At 70.7% G+C, this 26099-nt stretch carries 20 protein-coding genes and 1 pseudogene; 7 read left to right on the forward strand and 14 right to left on the reverse strand.

What is annotated here, in order from left to right; translation table 11 throughout:
- Nucleotides 1-92: 92 nt before the first annotated feature.
- Nucleotides 93-392 (reverse strand): annotated as a pseudogene (locus AB0P41_RS21835) (cytochrome P450); the annotation flags it as partial.
- A gap of 77 nt (nt 393-469) precedes the next feature.
- Nucleotides 470-2470: a recombinase family protein gene (locus AB0P41_RS21840; protein WP_365933604.1), complete on the reverse strand. Its 2001-nt coding sequence runs from the start codon at nt 2468-2470 to the stop codon at nt 470-472.
- A gap of 404 nt (nt 2471-2874) precedes the next feature.
- On the opposite strand from AB0P41_RS21840, the gene AB0P41_RS21845 reads away from it, so the two are divergent.
- Complete coding sequence (locus tag AB0P41_RS21845; RefSeq protein ID WP_356709616.1) at nt 2875-4110, forward strand: cytochrome P450; 1236 nt, start codon at nt 2875-2877, stop codon at nt 4108-4110.
- A 109-nt stretch (nt 4111-4219) separates the two neighbouring features.
- Here AB0P41_RS21845 and AB0P41_RS21850 read toward each other — a convergent pair whose 3' ends face one another.
- From AB0P41_RS21850 to AB0P41_RS21870, 5 genes are all read right to left on the reverse strand, one after another.
- Entirely contained in the window at nt 4220-5215 is a 996-nt protein-coding gene (locus tag AB0P41_RS21850) for a nucleoside triphosphate pyrophosphohydrolase (RefSeq protein ID WP_365933606.1), read from the reverse strand.
- 16 nt (nt 5216-5231) lie between these two features.
- On the reverse strand, nt 5232-5888 hold the full coding sequence (locus tag AB0P41_RS21855; protein WP_365933608.1) for a SurA N-terminal domain-containing protein: 657 nt from the start codon (nt 5886-5888) through the stop codon (nt 5232-5234).
- Nucleotides 5889-6058: 170 nt separating this feature from the next.
- On the reverse strand, nt 6059-7615 hold the full coding sequence (locus AB0P41_RS21860; RefSeq protein WP_365933609.1) for a serine/threonine-protein kinase: 1557 nt from the start codon (nt 7613-7615) through the stop codon (nt 6059-6061).
- On the reverse strand, nt 7612-8292 hold the full coding sequence (locus tag AB0P41_RS21865; protein WP_365933611.1) for a hypothetical protein: 681 nt from the start codon (nt 8290-8292) through the stop codon (nt 7612-7614). Before AB0P41_RS21865 ends, AB0P41_RS21860 begins: the two co-directional genes overlap by 4 nt.
- A gap of 98 nt (nt 8293-8390) precedes the next feature.
- The gene (locus AB0P41_RS21870; protein ID WP_365933613.1) at nt 8391-10496 is read right to left on the reverse strand and encodes an N-6 DNA methylase; all 2106 of its coding nucleotides are present in this window, start codon (nt 10494-10496) and stop codon (nt 8391-8393) included.
- 193 nt (nt 10497-10689) lie between these two features.
- Here AB0P41_RS21870 and AB0P41_RS21875 point away from each other — a divergent pair, with 193 nt between their 5' ends.
- Nucleotides 10690-11538: a DUF4352 domain-containing protein gene (locus AB0P41_RS21875; RefSeq protein WP_365933615.1), complete on the forward strand. Its 849-nt coding sequence runs from the start codon at nt 10690-10692 to the stop codon at nt 11536-11538.
- Between the two features lie 73 nt (nt 11539-11611).
- Here AB0P41_RS21875 and AB0P41_RS21880 read toward each other — a convergent pair whose 3' ends face one another.
- The 4 genes from AB0P41_RS21880 to mfd form a co-directional block, all read right to left on the reverse strand.
- Nucleotides 11612-12361 carry an N-acetyltransferase gene (locus AB0P41_RS21880; RefSeq protein ID WP_356709630.1) on the reverse strand — a complete coding sequence of 250 codons (750 nt, stop codon included), beginning with the start codon at nt 12359-12361 and terminating at the stop codon, nt 11612-11614.
- A gap of 47 nt (nt 12362-12408) precedes the next feature.
- A complete protein-coding gene (locus tag AB0P41_RS21885) occupies nt 12409-12732 on the reverse strand; it encodes a hypothetical protein (protein ID WP_356709632.1) in 324 nt (107 codons plus the stop codon).
- A 34-nt stretch (nt 12733-12766) separates the two neighbouring features.
- Nucleotides 12767-13408 (reverse strand): HNH endonuclease family protein, encoded by a 642-nt coding sequence (locus tag AB0P41_RS21890; RefSeq protein ID WP_365933849.1) that lies wholly within the window; start codon nt 13406-13408, stop codon nt 12767-12769.
- Nucleotides 13409-13574: 166 nt separating this feature from the next.
- Nucleotides 13575-17105 carry a transcription-repair coupling factor gene (gene mfd / locus AB0P41_RS21895; RefSeq protein ID WP_356709634.1) on the reverse strand — a complete coding sequence of 1177 codons (3531 nt, stop codon included), beginning with the start codon at nt 17103-17105 and terminating at the stop codon, nt 13575-13577.
- 182 nt (nt 17106-17287) lie between these two features.
- Between mfd and AB0P41_RS21900 the strand changes: the two genes are divergently transcribed.
- Together AB0P41_RS21900 and AB0P41_RS21905 are read left to right on the forward strand one after the other, a co-directional pair.
- Complete coding sequence (locus AB0P41_RS21900) at nt 17288-17527, forward strand: type II toxin-antitoxin system prevent-host-death family antitoxin (RefSeq protein WP_365933618.1); 240 nt, start codon at nt 17288-17290, stop codon at nt 17525-17527.
- Nucleotides 17527-17901 carry a type II toxin-antitoxin system VapC family toxin gene (locus AB0P41_RS21905; RefSeq protein ID WP_356709638.1) on the forward strand — a complete coding sequence of 125 codons (375 nt, stop codon included), beginning with the start codon at nt 17527-17529 and terminating at the stop codon, nt 17899-17901. The genes AB0P41_RS21900 and AB0P41_RS21905 overlap by 1 nt, the downstream gene beginning before the upstream one ends.
- Nucleotides 17902-17984: 83 nt before the next feature.
- Here AB0P41_RS21905 and AB0P41_RS21910 read toward each other — a convergent pair whose 3' ends face one another.
- Nucleotides 17985-20564 carry an FtsX-like permease family protein gene (locus AB0P41_RS21910; RefSeq protein ID WP_365933619.1) on the reverse strand — a complete coding sequence of 860 codons (2580 nt, stop codon included), beginning with the start codon at nt 20562-20564 and terminating at the stop codon, nt 17985-17987.
- Nucleotides 20561-21349: an ABC transporter ATP-binding protein gene (locus AB0P41_RS21915; RefSeq protein WP_356709642.1), complete on the reverse strand. Its 789-nt coding sequence runs from the start codon at nt 21347-21349 to the stop codon at nt 20561-20563. The genes AB0P41_RS21910 and AB0P41_RS21915 overlap by 4 nt, the downstream gene beginning before the upstream one ends.
- A gap of 392 nt (nt 21350-21741) precedes the next feature.
- On the opposite strand from AB0P41_RS21915, the gene AB0P41_RS21920 reads away from it, so the two are divergent.
- Together AB0P41_RS21920 and AB0P41_RS21925 are read left to right on the forward strand one after the other, a co-directional pair.
- On the forward strand, nt 21742-23331 hold the full coding sequence (locus tag AB0P41_RS21920) for an MFS transporter (protein WP_365933621.1): 1590 nt from the start codon (nt 21742-21744) through the stop codon (nt 23329-23331).
- A gap of 260 nt (nt 23332-23591) precedes the next feature.
- Nucleotides 23592-23891: a WGxxGxxG family protein gene (locus tag AB0P41_RS21925; RefSeq protein WP_356709644.1), complete on the forward strand. Its 300-nt coding sequence runs from the start codon at nt 23592-23594 to the stop codon at nt 23889-23891.
- 101 nt (nt 23892-23992) lie between these two features.
- Here the strand turns inward: AB0P41_RS21925 and AB0P41_RS21930 are convergent, their stop codons facing one another.
- Nucleotides 23993-25453 (reverse strand): MFS transporter, encoded by a 1461-nt coding sequence (locus AB0P41_RS21930; RefSeq protein ID WP_356709646.1) that lies wholly within the window; start codon nt 25451-25453, stop codon nt 23993-23995.
- A gap of 180 nt (nt 25454-25633) precedes the next feature.
- Here AB0P41_RS21930 and AB0P41_RS21935 point away from each other — a divergent pair, with 180 nt between their 5' ends.
- The gene (locus AB0P41_RS21935) at nt 25634-26089 is read left to right on the forward strand and encodes a MarR family transcriptional regulator (RefSeq protein WP_356709648.1); all 456 of its coding nucleotides are present in this window, start codon (nt 25634-25636) and stop codon (nt 26087-26089) included.
- The last annotated feature ends 10 nt before the right edge of the window (nt 26090-26099 follow it).

Genomic DNA, 26099 nt, shown 5'->3' on the forward strand with positions numbered 1-26099 from the left:
GTGTGACTGACATGTGACGGGTGAGTCGAACGGTGAACCTAGCCCTACTCGAACGTGTGTCACAAGTCGATGCAGCGGAGATCACGTGAAAGTCACAGAGTTGACAGACTGTCACCTCTTTCGGCCGGGCTCCCTGGATCGAACTCCACGGGAAGTGTGCGCAGTCCGCGCATGATGAGCCCGCCGCGCCAGCGCAAATCGGCAGGTTCCGCGGCAAGCCGCAGGTCGGGAAGGCGCCTGAGCAGTGTCGCCAACGCCACCTGACCCTCCAGCCGGGCCAGCGGCGCCCCCAGGCAGTAGTGGATGCCGTGCCCGTATCCGAGGTGCTGATTGTCACTGCGTGCGAGATCCAGACTGTCCGCATCCTGGAACCGCTCCGGGTGCCGGTCGGCGCAGTGCATCAGCCCCTCGATGCCACGACACGATCGGGCCGACATCGGAGAGAAGGAGGTGACGCAGGGGTATCCGCCTAGACCAGCTCGGGCACAGCGCTCACGGTCCGGCCCTCGCCGGTCCGCACCACCGCCAGCACCCCGGGCCGAAGCTGACCGATGACAGCGAGCTGAGGCAGCGTCGGTCGCCGGTATGCCACCACTCCCCTCTTGTCTGCGCCGAGGGACTCCATGACCTCAGGCCAGGCACCCTTCTGCCACCACTTGAGCTGGCGCGACCTCATGGGGTCAATCGGCCCCCAGGTGAGGGGCATGTCCTTCCAGGCCAGGCCGAGCCGGAGACGGTGAAGCATGCCGCAGAGTTGGGCACGAATGTCGTGCTTCGTCATGAAGTGCTTTTTGGCTCTGGCGTCGAAGTACGTGTGCAGGATCGCGAGGACTGCCTCCCACTCCTCGTCGGTCGGGTCCGGCGGAACAAGCGTCCCCGTCTCCCAGTGCCACTGGCTCACCGCGCACTTGACACCCGGTTTGGCGCTGCCCTCCATCGCACCTGGCACGACTCTGATGTCGAACATCTCGAAGACCTCCCTGCGCTCCTCCAACGTCATGCTGTCGGGGCCGCGACGAGTCCAGTCCGCAATTTCGATGAGGTCGCGCGCATGACGCTCGTCAGCGGCGCACTCCTCCAGCCAGTGCTCCGCGAAGGTCTTCTGCCTGCGGTATTCCTCCAGCTCCTGTTGCAGCTCTCTCACGGATGCCTTGAGCACGACCGGGTCCACACCGGCCTTGACGTACTCAGGAACCCTTTGGTCGATGAGGTCCTGCTGCGCCGAGATCCTGCCGGCCAACTCGGTAACGCGCCCCTCGTACTTCTCCTTGTCACCAGGCACGCCGCTCACCCGCTCGGCCGCCATCGCCCGTAGACCCGCTCCGTCCTTCATGAGCTTGGACAACTCGGCCCAGACCACATCCTCGATCTCAGCGGCGTTGAAGGACGGTTCACCGCACGGCTCACCCCCGTTGATCATTCCTCTGCACCGATAGGCGCGTGCATCCTCACCGCGGCGGCCGGCGCCGGTGTAAACCTCGCCGCACACACTCTTGATGCGTCCGCTCAAGGGATAGACCTGGTCGCCGATACGACCGTTCTGGAAGCCAAGCTTCTTCAGCGCCGCCATAAGGCACCGGGCGCGATCCTCGCTGAAGATGGCGGGCACGCCGATCTTCAGCTGGTCGCCATGGACAGGAGTGCCGTCGTCGTGGCGCAGCGTCGTGTTCCTTCCGCTGCCTCGGTCAGTCTTGCGGTAGACCACGTATCCGTTGTGAATGGTCTCGCTGTAAAGGCGGTTGCGTAGGTTTCCGACTGTCCAGGGCACTCCGCTACGGGTGAAGAGCTTGCGCTTGTTGAGCTCGTCGCAGGCCTTGGTGAGGCTCGCGCCTTGGTCGGTGATGAGCTCGACAGCGACGGCGAGCACCATGGACTCGTGCTCGTCGGTGACGAGGACGCTGAACTCCTTCCGGCGCCTCCCGACCCAGGAGGTGTCCTTGGCGCTCGTGTAGCCGTAAGGCGCGGGGCCGCCGGGCCAGCCCCCGTAGCTGATCTTCAGTTCACGGCCGGCCGAGGTGCGCTGCGCGATGCGTCGCCACTCCCGCTCGGAGAAGGTGACGTACTGCGTGAACTGGGACCAGCCGGAGTCCGTACTGGTATCGATGCCTTCGTCCACGGAGATGAAGTGGATGCCGAGGTCGGCCATGCTCCACGCCCACTGGTAAGCAGCGCGGGCCGTGCGGCCGATGCGGTCGATCCTGGGGACGAGGATGCGGTTGAAGCACTGCTGGCGGGCATCGCGAACGAGTCGCCCCATCTCCGGGCGGGTCTCCAAGGCACCGGATTCCCCTTCGTCAACATACTCGTCGTACACAGTGACGTCCGGGCGGCGATCGAGCCACCCGTTGGAAATTCTGTCCTGGTCTTCGAGGCCGAAGCCGTCAACTTGCTCCGGGGCGGAAACGCGGGTGTACTTCGCAACCACGATCGCAGCGGGCGCATGCAGGTACGGGCGTGCCACAATGGGCATGTTCAGTCCTCCCAGACTGTTCCGTCCCCGGGGTGTTGGGTCACCGCCGGGAAGGTCCCGGCCTCATCGCGCTCAGCCAAGCGCTTTGGGGCCGGTGCATTTTTATGGGGAGCGTACCTCAGTCGGCGATTCACAGAGGAGGCGAAAGGATCGCCAGCACCTTTCGTGGGAATATGAAGACATCACCCTCCGGAACGCATACAAGATAATCATCAAATCCTCCTATTGTTTCGCGATTTCTCGCCTTCTGACAAAGGTCGCGCAAAAAGGCCCCCGCACAAGGCGAGGGCCGGTACGGCTGCAGAGTGGAGAACGGCGGGGCGCCCAGGGATGGGCGCCCCTCGTGGTCGGGCAGAGCCAGGGCGGGGGGTGGCACGAATGCGCCCGCCGGATACCGTCGTCAGGTGAACCACACCCCGTCGCCGGAACTCTTCACATGGGAGTTCGCCACCGACCCGTATCCCGCGTACGCCTCGCTCCGCGAGCACAGCCCCGTGCACCGCACCACGCTGCCCAGCGGTGTCGAGGCCTGGTTGGTGACCCGCTACGCGGATGCCCGGCAGGCCCTCGCCGACAGCCGCCTTTCGAAGAACCCGGCACACCACGCCGAAGACGCACAGGGGAAGAGCAAGACCGGCATCCCCGGGGAACGCAGCGCCAACCTCATGACGCACCTGCTGAACATCGACCCCCCCGATCACACCCGGCTGCGCCGACTCGTGTCCAAGGCGTTCACCCCACGCCGAGTCGCCGAGTTCGCACCGCGCGTGCAGGAGCTGACAGACCGCCTCATCGACGGCTTCGCCGACCGGGGAGAGGCGGACCTCATCCACGATTTCGCGTTCCCGTTGCCCATCTATGCGATCTGCGATCTGCTCGGAGTCCCGAGCGAGGACCAGGACGAATTCAGGGACTGGGCAGGAATGATGATCCGGCACGGTGGCGGCCCTCGCGGCGGCGTAGCCCGGTCGGTGAAGAAGATCCGCAGCTATCTCGCCGAACTGATCCACCGGAAGAGGAAGAATCCCGGCGACGACCTGATCTCCGACCTGATCCGGGCGAGCGACCACGGCGAGCACCTCACGGAGAACGAGGCCGCTGCCATGTGCTTCGTCATCCTCTTTGCGGGTTTCGAGACAACCATCAACTTGATCGGAAACAGCGCACACGCGTTCTTCCACAACCCCGCGCAGCGCTCCGTTTTCCAGAATGCTGTCGCCCGAGGTGACGACGCCCTCCTGGACACCGCGATCGAAGAGCTGCTGCGTTTCGACGGCCCGGTGGAAATTGCCACCTGGCGCTACGCCACCGAGGCACTCGAAATCGGCGGACAGCAGATTCACGAGGGCGATCCGGTCCTGGTCGTACTCGCTGCGGCTGACCGCGATCCGGCCCGCTTCAAGGAGCCCGACACCCTCGACCTCTCCCGCCGCGACAACCAGCACCTCGGGTACGGGCACGGCATCCACTACTGCCTGGGAGCTCCGCTCGCCCGGCTGGAGGGCCGCACCGCGCTGGCGACCCTGTTCCGTCGTCTACCGGACCTTCAGCTGGCCACGAGCCCCGACGACCTGCGATGGCGGGGTGGCCTCATCATGCGCGGCCTACGCACGCTGCCGGTGGAGTTCACTCCTGAGTGACGGCCCGGAGGCGAGCCTGCGAGGGCCCCCGGCCGCACGGGCCCGGCGAACTCCCAGGTGAAGAGTTCGGGCGCCGCGTCGGGCGTGGGAGTCGTCCCGGGGCTGTCGTTCACTCCTCGACGCCGTCCGGAGCGGTCCCGGGCCCTCCGAGGCCCTCCGCCGACCGGATCGCGTCCCGGTAGGCGCGGGCGGCGGCCCGCAGGGCGGCCTCCGGGTCGGTGCCGTCCTGTTCGGCGCGCACGGCGAGGGCGAGCAGCCGGTAGCCGATCCCGTCGCCCTCGGGGAGCGCGGCGTCGAGGCCCGCCGCACGGGCCCTGCCGCCGAGCTTGGCGGCCAGCGCCAGGCCGGGCTGGCCGAGCGGCACCCCGTCGGTGACCGACTCGCGCTGCTTCTCGATCGCCTTCGTACGGAGCCAGTGCGCGTGGACGTCCTCCGGAGTCTCGGCGGTCTCGTCGCCGAACACATGCGGATGACGGTGGATCAGCTTCTCGACGATCGTGGCCGCGACGTCGTCGATGCCGAACGGTTCCTCCGGGTCCTCCTGGGCGATCCGGGCGTGGAAGACGACCTGGAGCAGTACGTCACCGAGCTCCTCGCGCAGCTCCTCGCGGTCGCCGTCCTCGATGGCCTCGACCAGTTCGTACGCCTCCTCGATGGCGTACTTCGCGAGGCCCTCGTGTGTCTTCTGCGAGGTCCACGGGCATTCGAGCCTGATCCGGTCCATGACCTGGACCAGGTCCAGGAGCCGCGCGCCGGGCAGGTCGTACGAACCCGGCAGCAGCTCCAGGTCCGGCATCTGCACCCGGCCCGAACCGCCGAGCCGGGCCAGGCCGTCGGTGAGCGGCTGGTTTCCCTCGCCGCCCACCAGCACCACCACGGTCCGGCCGCCCGCGCAGTCGTCCACCAGCTCCTCGGCCGAGGGAGCGGTGTGTTCCACGGCCACGCCCGCCTCCCGCAGATACGGCAGCTGCGGATGGCCTGACTCGGCGCACAGCACGCGGTCCGCCGCGTGCAGCGTCTGCCAGGCGGGCCAGGACAGCAGACCGGGGGCGACCCGGTGGCTGGCGGTGAGCAGGACGATACGGCCGGGGTCTTCAGCGTTCACACCCCGAACCTACCGGTCAGGCGCCGGCCTCCGGTTCCTGGCCCTGGACGGGCGTGACCTGATTGATCCAGGGGGCCTTGTAGGTGCTGAGCTGGACCTTCTGGTTGTCCCAGCTGCCGTAGCGCGGGTTGACGTCGATCCGCAGCGCCTTCGACGCCTTGGTGAGGCTCTCGCCGACCGCCTGCACCCCGGTGGGGTTCTGCAGATCGGCTCCCAGTGACTGGGCCAGCTTCTGGAGCTGGACCTCCTGGCGCAGACTCGCCTCGATCTGGCCGGGCGCCACCCAGCGCTGTTCCAGCATCAGCGTCCGCACCCCCTCGTCCCCGCCGGACTGCGCGGCTGCGGCGCTGCGGATCTGCTGGATCTCCTTACGGCTGACGCTCACCCCGGCGTCCTTCGCGGCGCGGTCCAGGACCCGTCCGAAGATCAGGCCGGACAGCTTGACCCGGGTCAGCTGCCCCGACTTCGTCACCAGCTCCTCGGACCGTTCGGAGTCCTGCTGCGCGGTGCGCACGTCGGCCGCCTGCGCCTGGACCGTGGCCACGTCGATCCGGTCCCCGCCGACCACGGCCGCGGCACCGGGATGGGCCTCACTGCCACAGGCGGTCAGGAGCGGCGCCGCGACGAGCGTTGCGGCGGTGAGGGCGAGCGCGGTGCGACGACGGCGGTGCAAAGGAGCCTCCCGGGGAGAGTTTGTGCATCAGTGCACAAAGCCTTGCGGTGATCGATGTTAGGCAGTGGACGTGATTCGGGCCACTGCTTCGACCAACGATTTCCGGACCGGTCAGTGTGGGGTCACGGACGAAATCCCTTCGGGCAGGCGTCTTCCGGCCGTCCGCCGCCTCACCCGGAGCCGCGTACGTCCTGGTGGTGGGTCAGTTGCCGGCGGAGCTCGGTGGGGAGCGGGTGGTGCGGTCCGTAGGCGCGTTCGGTGTCGTACAGCAGGGCCTGGAGCTGGGCGCGGCCCGCCGTGTGGTCGCCCATGCCGAGCAGGAGGTGGCCGATCCGGTGGCGGATGTCGAAGGCCCGGCCGGGGCCGGAGGACGTCATGTGGCCGTTCTCGTAGGAGGGGAGGACGGCGCGGTACTCGGCGAGTGCCGCTGCCGTCTCGCCGAGCTGCTCCAGGCACTGCGCGGCGTCGTAACGGAACTGGAGGACCTGGGTGTCCGCGGGGCCCGCCTCCGCCGCGCGGTCGTCGGCGAGGCGGCGGAGCTCCGGGAGGGCCCGGCGGTACTGGCCGTCGTCCATCAGCGTCGCCGCGTACTGCTTGCGCAGGATCCGGACGACCGGTGAGTGTTCGCCGTGCTCCAGGGCGGCGGCCGGCAGGATCCCCCCGAGGATGTCGACGGCCTGGGTGATGCGGCCCTCCCCGAGCAGCCGTTTCACGTCGTCGACGGCCTGTGCCACGTCGGGCCGGGCCGGCGGCGTCCGGGGCGGGGCGGGTGCCTGCCGGTCGGGGGCGGGCGCCGTCGCGGGGACGGCCGCCCGGTCCGGCCAGGGGGCGTGCGGGCGGAGGAAGGGGCGGGTCGGGTCGAGGGGGCCGGCCGGTGTGCCGCCGGCGGGCAGCAGGGGCCGCAGGGACTCGTAGACCTCCTGGGCGGAGGCAGGGCGGTCCTGCGGGTCCTTGGAGAGCAGCCGCAGGACGAGTGCTTCGAGCGCCTCGGGGACCTCGGGCCGGATGTGCCTGACCGGGAGCGGGGGCTCGTAGAGGTGGCGGTGCAGGACACCGAGGGCGGTGGAGCCCGCGAACGGCACGTCACCGCTGAGGAGTTCGTGCAGGAGCACCCCGAGGGCGTAGAGGTCGGTGTACGGGCCGACGGCGCCGCCCATCGCCTGCTCGGGGGCCATGTAGGCCGGGGAGCCGATCGGTGAGCCCGTGTGCGTCAGCCGGGTGGTGTCGGTGTCCATGACGGAGGCGATGCCCAGGTCGAGGACCGTGAGGGTGCCGTCGGGCTTCACCATCGCGTTGCGGGGCTTGAGGTCGCGGTGGACGATCGGCACGGCGTGCACCGCGGAGAGCACCGCGCACAGCTGGGCGGCGATCGCGACGGCCCAGGGCCAGGGGTAGGGGTCGTGCTCGGCGAGGTGGTCGGCGAGGTCGGCGCCCTCGACGTACTGCATGACGAGGAAGAGGTCCTCGCCGTCGCTGCCCGCGTCATGGACGGTCACCAGACCGGGGTGGTCCACCTGTGCGGTGACCCGGCACTCCCGGACGAACCTGCGGCGCAGATCGTCGGCGGCCTCGCTGCCGGTGGGGCCGGCCACCCGGTCGGGGCGCAGCAGCTTCACGGCGACCCTGCGGTCGAGGCGCTGGTCGTACGCCGTCCAGACCTGGCCCATGCCGCCTTGGCCGAGAAGGGTCGCCAGCTGGTAACGGCCGGCGATGACACGGCCGTTCACCGGCTGTCGCCCTCCTTGCGGAGGTAGTCGCTCAGCTCGTCGAGTTCGGCGCGCACCTGGTCGAGGCGCTGGGGAGCGGCGGGCCTCGGGGTGTCGGACGGTGCGGCGGGCGGGGGCGGTGCGGGGCTCTGCCGTGGTGCGGGCGGGGGCGGCGTCGGGCTCTGCCGTGGTGCGGGCGGGTAGCCGTAGGCCGGGAATGGCGGTGTCTGCCGTGGTCCGGATCCGGCGGGCGGGAACGCGGGCCCTCCCGGGTGCGGGGCGCCGTACGGGGCGGCGTACGGACCGGGGTGGGCCAGCGCGTACGGGCCGGCCGGCGGACCGCCGTACGGGCCGAAGTGCCGTATGTCCGTGTACAGGTAGTAGGTGACCGTGCCGACGAAGACCACCAGCATCCAGGACAGGGTGAGGAGGGCCTGTCCGTCCGTCATCACCTCTTCCTCCGTGGGCAACGACCCGAGGTACACGACGAGTCCGGCGTTCAGCGCCAGCACGAGGCCGAACAGCCACCAGTCGCGCTGCTTACGGGTGACGATCGCCAGCCGCAGCATGGCCGCCCAGGCGAGGAGTCCACAGCTCAGCAGCGCCAGTGCAACGAAGACCACGCGCAGCGTCACGAGCGTGGCCGAGGACGGAGAACGCTTCGGCTGCTGCTCCGGCGGATAGCCGTAGCCGTGCATGTGCTGCTCCCGGAGGGCGTGGATCGGACGTGTTCAGTGAGCGTATACACCGACACGGACAACCCGTCCCTGGTTGTGCACAACCGTTGTGGTTCGCGTCACTCCGGGGCGATCGTGCCGTCCGCGAGCCCGTCGTACATCCCCTGCACCAGTTGCCCGCCGAGCCGGCCCGCCGTGCGCAGCGCGTCCTCGAACGCGGCGAGGGCGCTGAACTGTTCGCCGTACGAGCGCTGTTCGGCCAGCGGCAGGCGCGGCACCTGGAGGCGGCGGGCGTCGAGCCGGGTCGCGGTGGAGGCGTAGCTGCTGGCCTGCCGGTTGTTGGCGGTGCCTCGGAGGAAGCCGGCGAGGAACCAGGGGTCCAGGGCGGCCGGATCGGGGCGCAGGAGCTGGAGGTTGCGGCCGAGCGCGGCTCCGGCGGTGGCTTCGTCGACGACCCGGGCGACCGCTCCTCCACCGAGTACGGGCACGACGACGTCTCCGGGTTCCAGCAGGAGCGGCTCGTCCTCAGGTGACGCGGCCGGTGCGGTGGGCGTGCCGCTGGGTGCCGCCCCGGAGAGTACGTCGTGCTCGGTGAGGACCGGCTCCGTGCCGCTGCCGGCTCCGGTGCCGGTGCGCAGGTGCAGGGCGCCCGCGCGGGCCAGTTCACCGACCGTGGTGAGGGGCCGCCGGGCCGGTTCGCAGGGGGCGGCGGGCGGTGGGGTGAGCCGGGCTGCCAGCTTCAGGGTGTCGTCCAGGCGTTCCCGTACGCGTACGAGTTCCGCCGCACCGCCGCCTGCGGCCGGGGGTGGGAGATGGCGGGCGGGGGCCAGGTCCACGTCGTCGTCGAGGAGTTCGATGACGGGGACGGCCCGGCTGGTGCCGGGGCGTTCCTCGACGGGCTCGCTGCGTCCCGGCACGTCGAAGGGGGTCCAGGCGTCGAGCACGGCGGCGCGCACCGCGGGCCAGTCCAGCCGGTCCCGGCCGGACGGCGCACCGGCGGGCTCGGGTTCCGCCGCGTCGACGACGAGGAGTTCGGGGGCGGGGGGCTGTCCGGTACCCGGCTTGCGGAGGACCCAGACGTGGAGGGGGATGCCGTACGGGGGCGCGGCGCCCGCCGGGAGCGCGATGACGGCGCGGAGGGCTCCGCGGCGGAGCAGGTCGGCGCGGATGCGGCGCCCCGAACGGCGGGAGGCGGCGGCCGGGGGCATGAGCACCACGGCGGTGCCGCCCTCGCGGAGGTGGGCGAGGGCGTGCTGGACCCAGGCGAGTTCGGACTCGGTGCGGGCGGGGAGGCCGTACTCCCAGCGGGGGTCGTAGGCCAGGTCGTCGTGGCCCCAGTTGCGCTCGTTGAACGGGGGGTGGCAGAGGACCGCGTCCACGGCGAGGCCGGGGAACGCGTCGGTGCGCAGGGTGTCGCCGGCCCGTACGGCGAGCGCGGGTCCGGCGGCCTTGTCACCCGCGTGGAGCGCGAGCCGGAGCGCGGTGAGCGCCGCCAGGTCGGGGTCGGCCTCCTGCGCGTGGAGCGCCGTCGGCCGGCCCACGGCGCACAGGAGGGCGCCGGTTCCGGCGGCGGGGTCGAGGACCGTACGGGAGCCCTTCCCGCCGCTGCGCCGGGCGGCGTCCCCCGTCGGCGTCGCGAGGTCGGCCATCAGCTCGGCGAGGCCGGGGGGCGTGAGGGTGTACTGCCGGGGGTTGGCGTCCAGTTGGCGTCCGAAGAGGAAGTCGAATGCCTGCCGGGCGCCGCTCTCCGCCGCCAGTTCGGCCGCGGCGCGCAGCAGGGGGACGGACGGGAGGAGTGCGGACGCGGTGGGTGTGGGGACCGCCCGTTCCGTTCCGAAGCGGTCGGCGAGCACATGGTCCAGCGCGCCCGGCAGCACGCCCGCCATCCGGGCGTCCGAGACGGCGGTGATCTCCAGCCAGGCGGTGGGTCTGTCCCGGACGAGCAGGAGGGCGCACCCCGTGTGGACGAGCGCGGTGACGGCGCCGTCGGGGTGGCCCGTCAGCTGCTGCCAGACCCGCTCGCGCAGCGGCACCTCGGCGAGCTTGCCCTGGTCGCGCAGCCACTGTTCGACCTCGCTCAGCGCGAAGGAGGGGCTGGCCTCGGTTCCTCCGACGGGCTTCGGGAAACCGGCGTGCCGTCGGCGCCAGTTGCTGACGGCGGCGCGGCCCACGCCCGCGAGTCTGGCGATTCCGGCCGCGGTCACCTCGGTCGAGTTATCCGGCACTGGCCTGTCTCCCGTTCCGCGCACGTCGGTGTCCCTGCTGTGTGTGGGTGAGCATACCGACACCGTGGAGCGGGCAGTTCACACGAATTACCTTGTTCACTCGGTTCACAGTCGATGGTCTTATTGACCCGCCGCACACCACTGCGGCGTATCTCTCCGCTCACAGCCCCGTTTCCACCGGAAGGGCACAGCCATGTCCCAGTACACGCAGCCGCAGCACCCCCAGCAGCCGTACGCCCCCGCACAGACGCCGGGCACGCGCCCCGCCCGCAACGGCCTGGGCACCGCCGCCCTCGTGCTGGGCATCATCGGGACGGTCTCGGGGCTGATCCCGTTCTTCTTCTGGCTCGCGGGAATCCTCGGCCTGATCGCCCTGATCCTGGGGCTCGCCGGGCGGGGCCGCGCCAAGCGCGGAGAGGCCACCAACAAGGGCGTGACGACGTTCGGCGCGGTCCTCGGCCTCGTCTCGCTGATCCTGTCGGTCGTCGGAGCGGTCCTGACGTTCAAGGCCGTGGACGACGTGGTGACCGACATCAACAAGGCGGTCGAGGAGAGTTCGGCGTCCGCGAAGCCGGCCGCAGGCGGAGGGGCGGCCGGTGACGGAGCGAAGGCCGGTGACGGAGCGAAGGCCGGTGGCACCGAGGGCAAGGACGACACCCTGCGGCAGGGGGACTCCGCGGCGTACGACGACGGCCTGGAGATCACCGTGAACGCACCGGCCCCCTACACCGCCGACGAGTCCGCGATCGGCCACACCAAGGGCAACAGCGCCTACACGGTCTCAGTCGTCATCGAGAACAAGGGCAAGGAGAAGTTCGACGCGGCACTCGTCAGCGTCGACGCCCGCGCCGGCGAGGACGGTGTGAACGCCGAGCAGATCTTCGACGGCAAGGTCGGCGAGGGCTTCAGCGGCACCGTCCTGCCGGGCAAGAAGATCACGGCGAAGTACGCCTTCGACGCCCCGGCCGACGCCAAGAACCTGACCGTCGAGGTCGGCCCCGGCTTCGAGTGGGACGCGAGCCAGTGGGAGCTGAAACTCTGACGGGCGGAACGCCCCGTCCGCGCGGCACCTTCGGGGCCGGCCACCCCCCTGCGGGCAGGCCGGCCCTGTGGCCTCAGCCCGTCCGGTGCCGCACCCAGACGTTCGGCTCGACGTAGACGGCGTACCCGTGGGCGAGCGAGCAGTGCACCGGTACCAGGGCGCCCTCCACCTCCACCGGCCCCTCCGTGTCGAAGGGCAGCCCGGTCCAGGCCCGCCACCGGTCCAGGGACCCGCTCACCGTCATCGACACCGGGGCCACGGCCTCGATGACCCCGCCCGCCCGCACATGCACCCGCAGCCAGGGGTCGTACGGCAGCCCGTCCTCGTCCCGCACGCGGCGGGCGTACTCCTCCATCGGCGCCGCGGCCTCCGCGTGCTTGCCGCTCGGCCTGACCGGGGCGACGAGTTCCCGGAACCCGAGGCGACGGGCGTTCTCGCGCATCGCGGCCACCATGTGCCCGGAGATCCCCTGCCCGAGCCGCCCCGTCGTCACCGTGATCTCGATCGCGCTGACGGTGTCCGGAGTGCGGCCGTGCCGCAGGTCCGAGAAGGCCCACAACAGCACCTGGTCCCAGCCGCCTTCCGGCAGCGTCCCCCGTCCCGGCGCACCGAGGGCGAACGGCACGCTGTAGCCCCGGGCCACCACCGCACCCCCGGGATCGGTGGCGACGAGCACGAACTCAGGGAACTCGGCGGCTATGCGCGGGAAGTTGGCCCAGCCGACCAGGTCCTCCAGCACGAACTCGGGCCACGTGTCGGGCATCTCCTCGATCGCGCCGGCGAGTTCCGGGCGCTCGGCAAGCGTCGTGATCTTCAGGTCCATGCGGCCAAGATAGGCAGCATCCGGGCCCCGGCCAACACGTTTCCGGGTCACACCGAGCCGGCGACGAGCACCCCGGTCGGCACAAGGGTGAGCAGCGCACAAGCCGTCCAGTACGCACCCGGCGACAGCGAGGCACGGCGCCCCACCCAGTCGTTGGCGAGCCACCAGATGATCCCGAAGACCGCCGCCACGGGCACGACGATCACCAGCCACAGCGTCATCCCGTCGTTCTCCGTCGGCTCGCGGGAGGTCCATCCGGCGTCGGCGAGCGGCCCGTTCGACAGGTAGTACCAGACCAGCCAGACCGGCACGACGCCCGGCACCCCGAGCAGCAGATTCATCCCCGCGGCCGTCAGCCGCCACTTCCACATGGGCACAGTATTCACAACGGCGGCTCGGGCGCCCTCAGCGCCTGGGAGCCTCGGTCGGACTGCCACCCGTGGGCAGCTTCTCGGCGGGACAGGAGGACAGCACCTTCCGCATGGCGTCCCGCTCCGCCTCGGTCACCCACAGCCCGTACTTGCTCTTCACCGACACCTGCCCCGCCACATACGTGCAGCGGTACGCCTTGTTGGGCGGCAGCCAGGTCGCGGTGTCCCCGTCGCCCTTGCGGCGGTTGGTGGACGAGTCGGCCGCCACCAGGTTGAGCGGATCGTTCGCGAACGCCCGCCGTTTGCCGTCGCTCCACTGCTGGGCGCCCTTCTGCCACGCGTCGGACAGGGCGACGAGGTGGTCTATGTCCACCTTGCTGCGCCCGCGTTCGAACGCGATGCGGCCCCCCGTGTACGGATCGGGGTCGAGGACGCCGCTGAGCACCTTGCAGCCGTCGGCGTCCCGCTCGACACCGGACAGCTGGTGCGCGAGTACGTCGTCCCGGGTACCGCAGCCGTTGCGGTCGGTGTCCACCCAGGCGGACCCGAACGCGTCACGGTCGTACCCGGTCTTCGGCGCGCGGCCCTTCACGCTCAGCCCGTCGACGGCGCGCAGCGCCGACCCCCCGGGGGCCGGGGAGGTGGCGGCCGGCTCGGGGACGCCGAGGTCGCTCACGGCGTCGCAGCCGGTCAGGACCGCCGCGCCCACCAACGCCGACGTGGCACAGGCGAGGAGTCGGTGTCGGCGGGGCACGGCGCGAAGAGGGGTCACAGCGCACCAGGTTAGGCGCGCCGGACTCCGGGCGTGAAGGCGGCGTCCCCGCCGCGGTCCCTGCCGGGGGTCACGACCCCAGGATCGTCGTAAGGAACTCCCCGGTCCACGACAGGAGTTCGCGCCCCACCACCGGCTTCCCGCCGATCCGGCCCGCCGTCGGCCGCGGCACCAGGATCTGGCGCGTGGCCGGCTTGAAGATCGTCTTCGGGTGCAGCCGCTTCAGCCGCAGCTCCTGCGACTCCCGAAGCTCCACCGGCGCGAAGCGGATGTTCGGCCCCTGCAGCACGATCTCGCCCACCCCGCAGGCCCGGGCCAGCATCCGCAGACCCGCCACCAGCAGAAGGTTCTCCACCGGCTCCGGCAGCTTGCCGTAACGGTCGGTGAGCTCCTCACGCACCGCCCTGATGTCCTCCTCCGAATTCGCGGAGGCGATCGAGCGGTACGCCTGCAGGCGCAGCCGCTCACCCGGCGCGTAGTCGTGCGGGACGTGCGCGTCGACCGGGAGCTCGATCTTGACCTCCAGCGGCGGCTCCTCCTCGACCCCGCCGTCCACGGCCGCCCGGTAGTCCGCCACCGCCTCGCCGACCATCCGGATGTACAGGTCGAAGCCGACCCCCGCGATGTGACCGGACTGCTCGCCGCCCAGCAGGTTTCCCGCTCCGCGGATCTCCAGGTCCTTCATCGCCACGTACATGCCGGCGCCCATCTCGGTGTGCTGGGCGATCGTCGCCAGCCGCTCGTGCGCGGTCTCGGTCAGCGGCTTCTCCGGCGGGTACAGGAAGTAGGAGTAACCCCGGTCCCGGCCACGGCCCACACGGCCGCGCAGCTGGTGCAGCTGGGAGAGCCCGAAGTTGTCACCGCGCTCCACGATCAGCGTGTTCGCGTTGGAGATGTCGATGCCGGACTCGACGATCGTCGTCGAGACCAGGACGTCGAACCGCTTCTCCCAGAAGTCGACGACGACCTGCTCCAGCTGGCTCTCGCCCATCTGCCCGTGCGCCGTCGCGATCCGCGCCTCGGGCACGATCTCCCGCAGCCGCGCCGCCGCCCGGTCGATGGACTCGACCCGGTTGTGGATGTAGAACACCTGGCCCTCACGCAGGAGTTCACGGCGCACCGCCGCGCCGATCTGCTTCTCCTCGTAGGGCCCGACGAAGGTGAGGACCGGGTGCCGCTCCTCGGGGGGCGTCGTGATCGTCGACATCTCGCGGATGCCCGTCACCGCCATCTCGAGCGTACGGGGGATGGGCGTCGCCGACATCGTGAGCACGTCGACGTTGGCCCGCAGCTTCTTCAGCTGCTCCTTGTGCTCGACGCCGAAGCGCTGCTCCTCGTCGACGATGACCAGACCCAGGTCCTTGAACTTCGTCTCCGACGAGAACAGCCGGTGCGTCCCGATGACCAGGTCCACCGACCCGTCCTTCAGCCCCTCCAGCGTCGCCTTCGACTCGGTGTCCGACTGGAAGCGGCTCAGCGCCCGTACGTTGACGGGGAACTGCGCGTACCGCTCGGTGAACGTGCCGAAGTGCTGCTGGACCAGGAGCGTCGTGGGCACCAGGACGGCGACCTGCTTGCCGTCCTGGACGGCCTTGAAGGCCGCGCGCACCGCGATCTCCGTCTTGCCGTACCCGACGTCGCCGCAGATCAGCCGGTCCATCGGGACGGACTTCTCCATGTCCTCCTTGACCTCGGCGATCGTGGACAGCTGGTCGGGCGTCTCCGCGTACGGGAACGCGTCCTCCAGCTCGCGCTGCCACGGGGTGTCCGGGGCGAACGCGTGGCCGGGGGCCGCCATCCGCGCCGAGTACAGCTTGATCAGGTCTGCGGCGATCTCCTTGACCGCCTTCTTGGCCCGCTGCTTCGTCTTCGTCCAGTCGGCGCCGCCGAGCCGGTGCAGCGTCGGGGCCTCGCCGCCGACGTACTTCGTGACCTGCTCCAGCTGGTCGGTGGGGATGTAGAGGCGGTCCCCGGGCTGGCCGCGCTTGGCGGGGGCGTACTCGACGAGGAGGTACTCGCGGGTCGCGCCCTGCACGGTGCGCTGCACCATCTCGATGTAGCGCCCGACCCCGTGCTGCTCGTGCACGATGTAGTCGTTCGCCTGGAGGGTCAGCGGGTCGATGGACTTACGGCGGCGGGCCGGCATCCGCCCCAGGTCCTTGCTGGCGGTGCGCTGTCCGGTCAGATCCGTCTCCGTCAGCACGGCCAGCTTCAGCGCCGGGTCCACGAAGCCGTTCTCGATCGCTCCGCACGAGACGTGCACGAGCGACGGCGTGATCTCGGCCAGGTCCTGGTCGAGGCGGGCCGCGATGCCCTCGCCGCCGAGCACCTCGACCGTACGGGAGGCGGGGCCCTGCCCCTCGGTGACGTACACCGTGCGCCAGCCCTCGGCCAGCCACCCCTTGGTGTCGGCGAGCGCCCGGGCGGTGTCGCCCCGGTACGTCTCCGGGGCGTGCATCCCCAGCTTCAGGGAGTCCCCGTCGAGCTCCTCGTCGGCGGCGAACGGGGAGGTCGACCACCACATCATCGACAGCTCACGCGCCCGGTCCCGGACGTCCGCGATGCCCCACAGGGAGGCCGCGCCGACATCGATCGGGGCCTCGCCGCCGCCCGCGGTGGCCGCCCAGGACGCCTGGAGGAACTCCTGGCTCGTCGCGACGAGGTCGGCCGCCCTGGTCCGCACCCGCTCCGGGTCGCAGACCAGTGCCATCGAGCCCTTCGGCAGGACGTCGAGCAGCAGCTCCATCTCGTCGACGAGGACCGGGGCGAGGGACTCCATCCCCTCGACGGCGATCCCCTCCGCGATCTTCCCCAGCAGTTCGCCCAGCTCCGGGTGCGCCTCGGCGAGGGCCGCGGCCCGGGTGCGTACCTCCTCGGTGAGCAGCAGCTCACGGCAGGGCGGGGCCCACAGGCCGTGCTCGGCGACCTCAAGGGACCGCTGGTCGGCGATCTTGAAGTAGCGGATCTCCTCGACGTCGTCGCCCCAGAACTCCACCCGCAGGGGGTGCTCCTCGGTCGGCGGGAAGACGTCCAGGATGCCGCCGCGCACGGCGAACTCGCCGCGCTTCTCGACCAGCTCGACACGGGCGTACGCCGCCGCCGCGAGCGCGTCCACGACCTCGCCCAGATCCGCGGTCTGCCCGCTGCTCAGCGCGACGGGCTCCAGGTCGCCGAGCCCCTTGACCTGCGGCTGGAGCACGGAGCGGACCGGCGCGACGACCACGCTGACCGGGCCGGTCTCCGGGTCGTCCTGCCGGGGGTGCGCGAGGCGGCGGAGCACGGCGAGGCGGCGGCCCACGGTGTCCGAGCGGGGCGAGAGCCGCTCGTGGGGCAGGGTCTCCCAGGACGGGAACTCCGCCACGGTGTCGGGCGGCAGCAGGGTCCGCAGCGCGGCCGCCAGGTCCTCGGCCTCCCGGCCGGTCGCGGTGACGGCGAGCACCGTACGCCCGGCGTCGCGGGCCAGCGCGGCCACGGCGAAGGGCCGCGCGGCGGGCGGGCCGACCAGGTCGACATGGGCCCGGTGGCCGTCGGAGGCGGCCTTCACCGCTTCGGAGAGCGCCGGGTCGGTGACGACGACATCCAGCAGACCGTGCAGGCTCATGAAGGTTCCGTCCGGTGTGGCGAGTGAGCAACGCGAAGGACCCGACACGTGGCACGGGCCGGGGGTCTCCAGCGTACGACGCCGGTGTGTCACTCGCGCGAGGGAACGCCGTTGTCCGTACGGCGGCAGCGGGGCTAGCCTTAGTCCGGTAGCTAGTCCACTTCTGGCCCGAGCGAGGCGTCATGGAAGCCCGGCAGTACAACGTGCACGAGGCCAAGACCCACTTCTCCCGGATACTGCAACAGGTCGAGACCGGCGAGGAGGTCGTGATCAGCCGGGCCGGGGAGCCGATCGCCAAGGTCGTACCGCTGCATCCGAAGGTGCGACGGACCGGCCGCGGTTCGCTCCGGGGGCAGATTCACATCCCCGACGACTTCGACGAGCTCCCGGACGACATCGCCGAAGCCTTCGGGATGCGCTGATGCGTCTGCTGCTCGACACTCATATCGCTCTCTGGTGGCTCGACGACTCCCCCGAGCTGTCCGAGGAGGTGAAGGACCTGATCGACACGGAGCCCGCGGTGTTCCTCAGCGCCGCGACGCCCTGGGAAATCGCCATCAAGCAGTCTGCCGGCAAGCTCGCAGGACCCGACGACCTGGCTGAGCGGGTCCGTGACTGCCAGCTGACGAGCCTCGCGATCACCGCGGGACACGGGGTCAAGGCCGGCCGCCTCCCCCCGCTCCACCGCGACCCCTTCGACCGCGTCCTCGTCGCCCAGGCCCAGACGGAGGGGCTGACGATCGTCACCCGCGACAAGTGGATCCCCCAGTACGACGTGCCGGTCCTGCACGCCTGACGGAGGCAACGGGACACGAACCGGCCCCGGGGCGTTTGGAGGAACGCCCCGGGGCCGGATCAGTCATCCTACGGCGGGCTCCGTCACCCGTCCGTGGCGATCGCGTTCAGGACGTTCATCCGGCCTGCCCGGAAGGCCGGGACCAGGGCGGCGAACAGTCCGACGAAGGCCGAGGCGACGAACACGGTGATGATCGTCGGCCACGGGATCTCCAGGACCCCGAGCCCCTCCAGGGCCAGCAGCTTCTGGGCCGAGGTTCCCCAGCCCATGCCCAGGCCCAGTCCGAGCAGCGCGCCGAACAGGGCGATGACCACGGACTCCAGCCGGATCATGCGCCGCAGCTGACGGCGGGAGAGGCCGATCGCCCGCATCAGGCCGATCTCGCGGGTCCGCTCGACCACCGACAGGGCCAGGGTGTTCACCACACCGAGCACCGCGACGATGATCGCCAGGGCGAGCAGGCCGTACACGATGTTCAGCAGCTGGCCGATCTGGTCCTTCAGGTCCTGCTTGAAGTCGGCCTGGTTCTGCACCTTGTACTGCGGGTAGGCGGCGAGCGAGCTCTTGATGGCCGCGTAGGCCTCCTTCTCCTTGCCGTCCTCCGCCGCGGCGAACATGATCATGTTCTCGGGCATCCGGTCGGCGGCGACGTGACGTTCGGCCGTGGTGACGTTGATGTACATCGCCCCCTGGTCGACGGACGTGTCGTCCGAGGTGATCGCGGCGACCTTCAGCTTCGCGGTGTCGCCGGCCTTGAAGGCGACGGTGAGCTCGTCACCCACCTCGATCCTGTGCAGGGCGGCGTAGTCCGACCCGACCGACATGGAGTCCGCGCCGTACGCCTTCGCCAGGTCACCGGCGACGGTCTCGCGCCGCAGGTCCTGCGGGTACGTCGGGTCGGCGGCGGTGACGTGCTCGTCCGCCGTCGATCCGTCGGGGTTGGTGAGCTTCGCGGCGAGCACCTTGTAGTTCGTCACGTGCTCGATGCCGGGCACCTTCTCGATGGCGTCCGCCGCCTGCGGCACGATCAGCTGGCCGGTGCTCGACTGGACGATGAAGTCCGTGCCGACCGACTTGTCCAGCTCGTCGGTGGCGGAGGCGACCATGGACGAGCCGACGACCGACAGGCACGCCACCAGGGCAAGCCCGATCATCAGGGCCGCGCCGGTCGCTCCCGTACGCCGGGGGTTGCGCAGCGCGTTGCGCTCCGCCAGCCGCCCGACCGGGCCGAACAGCCGCAGGACGACGAGGCCGAGCACCCGCACGACCGCACCGGCGAGCAGCGGGCCGATCACGATGAAACCGATGAGGGTGAGGACCACTCCCAGGCCGAGGTAGAGCGAGCCCTCGCTCGCCTCGTCCACCCGGGTCGTCGCCCACAGGCCGGCGGCGCCGGCCCCGGTGAGGACCAGGCCGATGCCGGCACGGACCCAGCCGGACCTGGCGTCCGCCGGCGTCCCGGCGTCCCGCAGGGCGGCCATCGGGGAGACCTTGCCGGCCCGGCGGGCCGGGATGTACGCGGCGAGGACGGTGACGACGATGCCGAGCGCCAGCCCGGTCACCGGTGTCGTCCAGGCGATGGTGAGGTCCCCGGTGGACAGCTCCATGCCGACGGCGCCCATGGCCTTCATCAGCCCGACGGCGAGGCCGATGCCGGCGGCGACTCCCAGGACCGATCCGACGATGCCCAGGAGGACCGCCTCGACGAGCACGGACCGGTTGACCTGCTTGCGGCTGGAGCCGATGGCCCGCATCAGGCCGATCTCACGGGTGCGCTGGGCGACCAGCATCGAGAAGGTGTTGACGATCAGGAAGATGCCGACGAGGAAGGCGATCCCGGCGAAGCCGAGCATCGCGTACTTCATGACGTCCAGGAAGGAGCCCATGGAGTCCTTGTTGGCGTCGGCGGCCTCCTTCTGGGTCTGCAGCTTGTACGTGCCCGCGTCGCCCAGAGCCGCGGCGACGTCCTTCTTCAACCGGGTGTCGCCGACACCCGGTTCGGCGGTGACGGAGATGTGGGTGAACACATCGGACGCGCCCAGCAGCTTCTGCTGCGCGGTGGCGGTGTCGAGGTAGACGACGGCCGCACCGGGGTTGGTCACGGTGAACGAGGCGATACCGGAGATCTTCGCCCTGATGTCACCGGTGACGGCGATGGTGCGCACCTCGTCGCCGACGTTCAGGTGGTGCTTCTCGGCGGTGTCGGCGTCGATCATGGCCTCGGTCGGCCCGCGCGGGGCGTGGCCGGAGGTGATCTCCATGGACCGCAGGTCGTTGTCGGTCCAGTTGCCCGCGATCGTCGGGGCACCGGTGTCGGAACCCAGGTTCTTGTTGTTGCTGTCGACGAGGGTGACGGCCATGCTGCTGACCGCCCCCTCCGCCTTCTTCACCCCGTCCACCGCGGCGACCTCGGCGACGACGGACGCGGGGAGCGCATCGGGCTTGCCGCTCTCCGGGACGTCGTCGGTCCCGGCCTTCTTCGGGCTGACCGTCACGTCGGCGGACGTCGCCGCGAAGAGCTTGTCGAAGGTGGTGTTCATCGTGTCGGTGAAGACGAGCGTGCCGCACACGAACGCCACCGACAGCAGGACGGCAACGGCCGAGAGCGCCATCCGCCCCTTGTGCGCGAGGAAGTTGCGCATCGAGGTCTTCCAGACGGTCATGACGTCCGCCCGCGTGCGTCGAAGTCCTTCATCCGGTCCAGGACCTGCTCGGCCGTGGGGTTCTTCATCTCGTCGACGATGGAGCCGTCCGCGAGATAGAGGACCCGGTCCGCGTAGGAGGCGGCCACCGGGTCGTGGGTGACCATGACGATGGTCTGGCCGAGCTCGTCGACCGACTTGCGCAGGAAGGACAGCACCTCGGCGCCTGCCCGCGAGTCCAGGTTCCCCGTGGGCTCGTCACCGAAGATGATCTCGGGGCGGGCGGCGAGCGCACGTGCCACCGCGACACGCTGCTGCTGACCGCCGGAGAGCTCCGTGGGCCGGTGCTTGAGCCGCTCGGACAGCCCGACGGTCTCCACGACCTGCCTCAGCCAGCCGGCGTCGGGCTTACGGCCCGCGATGTCCATCGGCAGCGTGATGTTCTCGATCGCGTTGAGCGTCGGAAGCAGGTTGAACGCCTGGAAGATGAAGCCGATGCGGTCCCGGCGCAGCTGGGTCAGCTTCTTGTCCTTGAGCCCCGTGATCTCGGTGTCGGCGAGGTGGATCTGCCCCGAGGTCACCGTGTCCAGACCCGCCAGGCAGTGCATCAGGGTCGACTTGCCCGACCCGGACGGGCCCATGATCGCCGTGAACTGCCCGCGGACGATGTCCACGTCGACGTGGTCGAGTGCCACCACCCGGGTCTCCCCCGCCCCGTACGCCTTGACGACCTGTCGCGCTCGCGCAGCAACGGCCGTACGCCCTCCAGTGTCCCCGTGCCTGGGAATGGTTACAGCCGTTGTCACGTTTTTTCTCCTATGCCGGTCGATGCGCGGACGTCTCTGTGTACGTTCCGAGTCTCGGGTGAAGAGGTGCTCCGGCGCGCTGGTGCCCGGCGCAGTCTTCGAGGGGGGTTTTCCCCACCCCGCCCCCTGCGGCCGGCCGCATCCACGGCGCCGTACCGGCCGCCCCCCACGTGTCGGCCGGTATAAGAACACGCTAAGGAACGGGACACCCGCCTCTCGTCCTCCGGCGGGAGGAACGGCCCCCGGGCACAACTCCGGTGCTCCCCCTAGGGGTCCGGGCCGCGGGTGCGGGACCTGAGTAGGGGTCCCGGTGTCCGGCCTGCGGCTCCCGTACGGCGCCGGGCGGTGAGACAGTGTCCACCGGCAAGTAGATGCATAGGGAAGGGACCCCTGTGGGCGGCACGGACGGCACCGGCGGCACGGACAGCCCGGAAGCGGTACGCGGGACCGCCGCCCCCGGGTCCCCACCGGACACCCCGCGGAGCCGCCGCCCCGTCGCGGCGGCCCTCATGCTGGGCATGGGGCTCGCCGCCATCGACGGCACCATCGTCGCGACGGCCGTGCCGCAGATCGTCGGTGACCTCGGCGGGTTCTCCGTCTTCTCCTGGCTCTTCTCCGGTTATCTGCTCGCCGTGACCGTCACCCTGCCGGTGTACGGGAAGCTCTCCGACACCTTCGGCCGCAAGCCCGTCCTGATCGCCGGGATCATCCTCTTCCTGGCCGGCTCCCTGCTCTGCGCCGCCGCCTGGAACATGGCCGCCCTCATCGCCTTCCGCGTCGTCCAGGGTCTCGGCGGCGGCGCCCTCCAGGGCACGGTGCAGACCATCGCCGCCGACCTGTACCCGCTCAAGGAACGGCCGAAGATCCAGGCGAAACTGTCCACCGTCTGGGCCACTTCGGCCGTGGCGGGGCCCGCGGTCGGCGGGCTCCTCGCCGCGTACGCCGACTGGCGCTGGATCTTCCTGATCAACCTGCCGGTCGGCGCCGTCGCCCTCTGGCTGGTCGTCCGTCACCTCCACGAACCCGCCAGGCCGCGCCCCGCGACCCGTCCCCGTACCGACTGGGCGGGCGCCCTCGCGGTCTTCGCCACCGGCGCGCTGCTGCTGACCGCGCTCGTCCAGGGCGGTGTCGCGTGGCCCTGGCTCTCCGCCCCTTCGCTCGGGCTGCTGGGTGCGAGCGCCGCGCTGGCCGCCCTGACCGTCCTCATCGAACGCCGCGCCGCGGAACCCGTCATACCCGGCTGGGTCTGGCGTCGCCGCACCATCGCCTCGGTCAATCTCGCCCTCGGCGCGATGGGGCTGCTCATGGTCGCGCCGACCGTCTTCCTGCCGACCTACGCCCAGTCCGTCCTCGGACTGGGCCCGATCGCCGCCGGGTTCGTCCTCTCCGTGATGACCCTGAGCTGGCCCGTCTCCGCCGCCCTCTCCGACCGGGTCTACAACCGCATCGGCTTCCGCCGCACCGCGATCACCGGCATGTCCGGGGCTTTGCTGGTGCTGCTCTGCTTCCCGCTGCTGCCCTACCCCGGCAGCGCCTGGCAGCCCGCCCTGCTCATGCTGCTGCTCGGCGCGACCCTCGGCCTCTTCCAACTCCCCCTGATCGTCGGGGTCCAGTCCACGGTCGGCTGGGCCGAGCGGGGCACGACGACGGCGTCCGTGCTCTTCTGCCGCCAGGTCGGCCAGAGCCTCGGTGCCGCGCTGTTCGGCGCCGTCGCCAACGGCGTGCTCGCCTCCCGGCTGGCCGCTGCCCCCGTCCCGGGCCTGCCCGGCGACCTGGACGCGGTGTCGCACGCCCTCGAGGACCCGGCCGCCCTCTCCGCCGCGGCGACGGACTATCTGCGGCGGGCCGTCGACACCGCCGTCGACCACGTGTTCACCGGCGCCGCGGTCGCAGCCGCTCTCGCCCTGCTGGTCCTCGTCTTCCTGGCCCCGCGCCGCTTCCCCGTCCTGGACGAGCACGAGAGCACCGAGCCGACGAGGTGACCTCGCGGCCTGACTCCGGGTGGGCGTCCTCCGTTCGGCAGGCATGACTCCGGCAGCCGTCGCGGCATGTCCGCAGGTGGCGGGGGTGAAGTCGGCCGGAGAGGCTGCGGCTGCGGTTGCGGGGCCGGACCGGACGGGGGGTGATGGCCGGGATGCATCCGGACCCCGCAGGTGCGCTCGGAGCGCTGCTCCCCGCATTTTGACGGTGACCGGTCAGCGAGCACCCAGCGACGATTCACCGGAAGAAGAGGATCGACACGATGCGACACACCTCCGCCACCCTGGCCCTCACCGCCGCGCTTCTCCTCGCCCCCGCGGCACCGGCCCTCGCCCAGGCTCCCGGGGGGCAGGTGGCAGCCACCGCCGCGGTCTCCCCCGTCGCCGCGAACGACGACAAGGATGACGACAGCAGTGGCGGCTGGGGGCTGTGGGGGCTCGTCGGACTCCTCGGCCTGGCGGGCCTGATCCCGCGCAAGAAGAAGGACCACGACGTACCGCGGCGCAACACTCCCGGTGGCGGCCCCACCACCGGCTCCCACCCGACGGACCCGCGCATCTGAGGCGGCCCGCCCCGGCGCCCGGCCCTCGACGCCGAAGTGCCCGGTCTCGCCCCGGTGGGGTCGAGGCCGGGCACTTCGGCGTACGGAAGCTCGCGCCGGGGTCAGCCCTTGGCGGCGGCCACCTCGGGCGCTGCGCTGGCGTCGGCCTGCTCGCCGGGACCGGCGGCGGGACGGCGGAGGGCCGGGATGAACGCCGAGATCACCACGGCGACCAGCGCGACACCGCAGCCGAGCGCCAGGCCGGTACGGAACCCGGCCTCGGAGGTGAAGCTGTAGCCGGCCGTCTCCGTGGTCATCTGGGCGAGGACCGCGCCGATCACCGCGGCACCGATCGAGGTGCCGAGGGCGCGCATGAGGGTGTTGAACCCGTTGGCGGCGGCCGTCTCGGACACCGGGACCGAGCTCATGATCAGGGCGGGCATCGCACCGTAGGCGAGTCCGACGCCACTGCTGCTGACCATGAGGAACAGCATCAGACCCCAGGCGGAGCCCATCAGGAGGATCCCCAGCCCGTAGGCGCCCGCGATCACCAGCACACCGCAGATCAGCGTGAACTTCGGGCCGCGGGAGTCGGTGAGCTTCCCGCCGAGCGGGGAGATGACCATCATCATCAGGCCCCCGGGGGCCATCCACAGACCCGCCGCGAGCATCGACTGGCCCAGGCCGTAGCCGGTGGCCTCGGGGAACTGCAGGAGCTGCGGCGCGATCAGCATGCCGGCGTACATGCCGAAGCCGACGAAGAGCGACGCCAGGTTGGTGATCAGCACCCGGGGACGGGCCGTGGTGCGCAGGTCGACCAGCGGGTCCTTGGTCCGCAGCTCCCAGAATCCCCAGACCAGCAGCACCACGACGGAGGCGACGAACAGGCCGATGGTCGTCGTGGAGGCCCAGCCCCACTCGGCGCCCTTGGAGACGGCGAGAAGCAGACAGACCAGACCGACGGCCAGGCCGAGGGCACCGGGCATGTCGAAACGCTGCCCCTTGGCGGCGGCCGGGACGTCCGGGACCAGGAACCAGATCAGGGCGAAGATGATGAGGGCCAGCACGGCGGAGCCCCAGAACAGCACGCGCCAGTTCGCGTACTGGGCGACCGCCGAGGCGATCGGCAGGCCGAGGGCGCCGCCGATGCCGAGGGAGGCGCTGACCAGGGCGATGGAGGAGCTCATCTTCTCCTTCGGCACCACGTCACGCAGCAGGGCGATGCCGAGCGGCACCATGCCCATGCCCATCCCCTGCAGACCGCGCCCGATGATCATCGGGACGACTGAGGACGCGAGCGCGCAGACCACCGACCCGACGACCAGCGGCACCGCGCACACGAGGAGCATCCGGCGCTTGCCCAGCAGGTCGCCCAGCCGCCCGGAGACCGGCACACACACGGCCGAGACCAGCAGGGTGACGGTGATCACCCAGGCGGCGTTGGAGGACGTGGTGTCGAGGAGCTTCGGCAGCTCCGCGATGAGCGGGGTGACCAGGGTCTGCATGACCGCCGCCACGGTGCCCGCGAAAGCGAGCGTGGCGATCACACCGCCTGATCCGGCTGTCGGCTGGGGGGCATCCATGAGGTCGGTACTCCTTGGGGTCGGTCGTCTCGATCAACAGTATGCATCGTACATGCCCAATGTATCGTACATGTTGAATGTGTCATGCATGTTATGTGTCCAGTACACGTCTTGTGAGAGCATGAAACCGCCCGCGACCAACACGCGACCGACCCGGGACAGGAGAAGGAGGCGACAGAAATGGCCGGACCCACGGACGACGTGGAGTACGAACAGATGCTCCTCTGGCGCCACGACCTCGCCTACCACCGGGGCGGACGCCACCGGAACGCCCTCCTGGAACGCAGCGCCTACGTACTCCTCAGCCGCATACGCGTCCAGGGACCGATGTCCATCGGCGAACTCAGCGACGCCTTCGGCCTCGACGCCTCCACCCTCAACCGCCAGACCGCCGCCGCCACACGCGCCGGACTGACCGAACGCATCGCCGACCCCGAGGGCGGCATGGCCCGCAAATTCCGCATCACCGACAAGGGCGCCCACCTCCTCGACGAAGAACGCGAACGCGTCGTACGCGCCCTGGACCAGGTCATGCACGACTGGCCGGACCAGGACATAGCCGCCTACGCCGCCTACCTCAAACGCTTCAACACCGGCATCGAGCGCCTCTCCGAACGCCCCTGGCCACGCCCCTGACCCGGCCGGC

The sequence above is a fragment of the Streptomyces sp. NPDC079167 genome, from assembly GCF_040686735.1.
In the GTDB taxonomy this organism is placed as follows: Bacteria; Actinomycetota; Actinomycetes; order Streptomycetales; family Streptomycetaceae; genus Streptomyces.

What these genes read in the sequence shown, in the direction of transcription:
- AB0P41_RS21840 (WP_365933604.1), bottom strand. Translation starts at nt 2,470, where the DNA reads ATGCCCATTGTGGCACGCCCGTACCTGCATGCGCCCGCTGCGATCGTG.
- AB0P41_RS21930 (WP_356709646.1), bottom strand. Translation starts at nt 25,453, where the DNA reads ATGGATGCCCCCCAGCCGACAGCCGGATCAGGCGGTGTGATCGCCACG.
- AB0P41_RS21925 (WP_356709644.1), top strand. Translation starts at nt 23,592, where the DNA reads ATGCGACACACCTCCGCCACCCTGGCCCTCACCGCCGCGCTTCTCCTC.
- AB0P41_RS21910 (WP_365933619.1), bottom strand. Translation starts at nt 20,564, where the DNA reads ATGACCGTCTGGAAGACCTCGATGCGCAACTTCCTCGCGCACAAGGGG.
- AB0P41_RS21900 (WP_365933618.1), top strand. Translation starts at nt 17,288, where the DNA reads ATGGAAGCCCGGCAGTACAACGTGCACGAGGCCAAGACCCACTTCTCC.
- mfd (WP_356709634.1), bottom strand. Translation starts at nt 17,105, where the DNA reads ATGAGCCTGCACGGTCTGCTGGATGTCGTCGTCACCGACCCGGCGCTC.
- AB0P41_RS21935 (WP_356709648.1), top strand. Translation starts at nt 25,634, where the DNA reads ATGGCCGGACCCACGGACGACGTGGAGTACGAACAGATGCTCCTCTGG.
- AB0P41_RS21880 (WP_356709630.1), bottom strand. Translation starts at nt 12,361, where the DNA reads ATGGACCTGAAGATCACGACGCTTGCCGAGCGCCCGGAACTCGCCGGC.
- AB0P41_RS21875 (WP_365933615.1), top strand. Translation starts at nt 10,690, where the DNA reads ATGTCCCAGTACACGCAGCCGCAGCACCCCCAGCAGCCGTACGCCCCC.
- AB0P41_RS21865 (WP_365933611.1), bottom strand. Translation starts at nt 8,292, where the DNA reads ATGCACGGCTACGGCTATCCGCCGGAGCAGCAGCCGAAGCGTTCTCCG.
- AB0P41_RS21885 (WP_356709632.1), bottom strand. Translation starts at nt 12,732, where the DNA reads ATGTGGAAGTGGCGGCTGACGGCCGCGGGGATGAATCTGCTGCTCGGG.
- AB0P41_RS21905 (WP_356709638.1), top strand. Translation starts at nt 17,527, where the DNA reads ATGCGTCTGCTGCTCGACACTCATATCGCTCTCTGGTGGCTCGACGAC.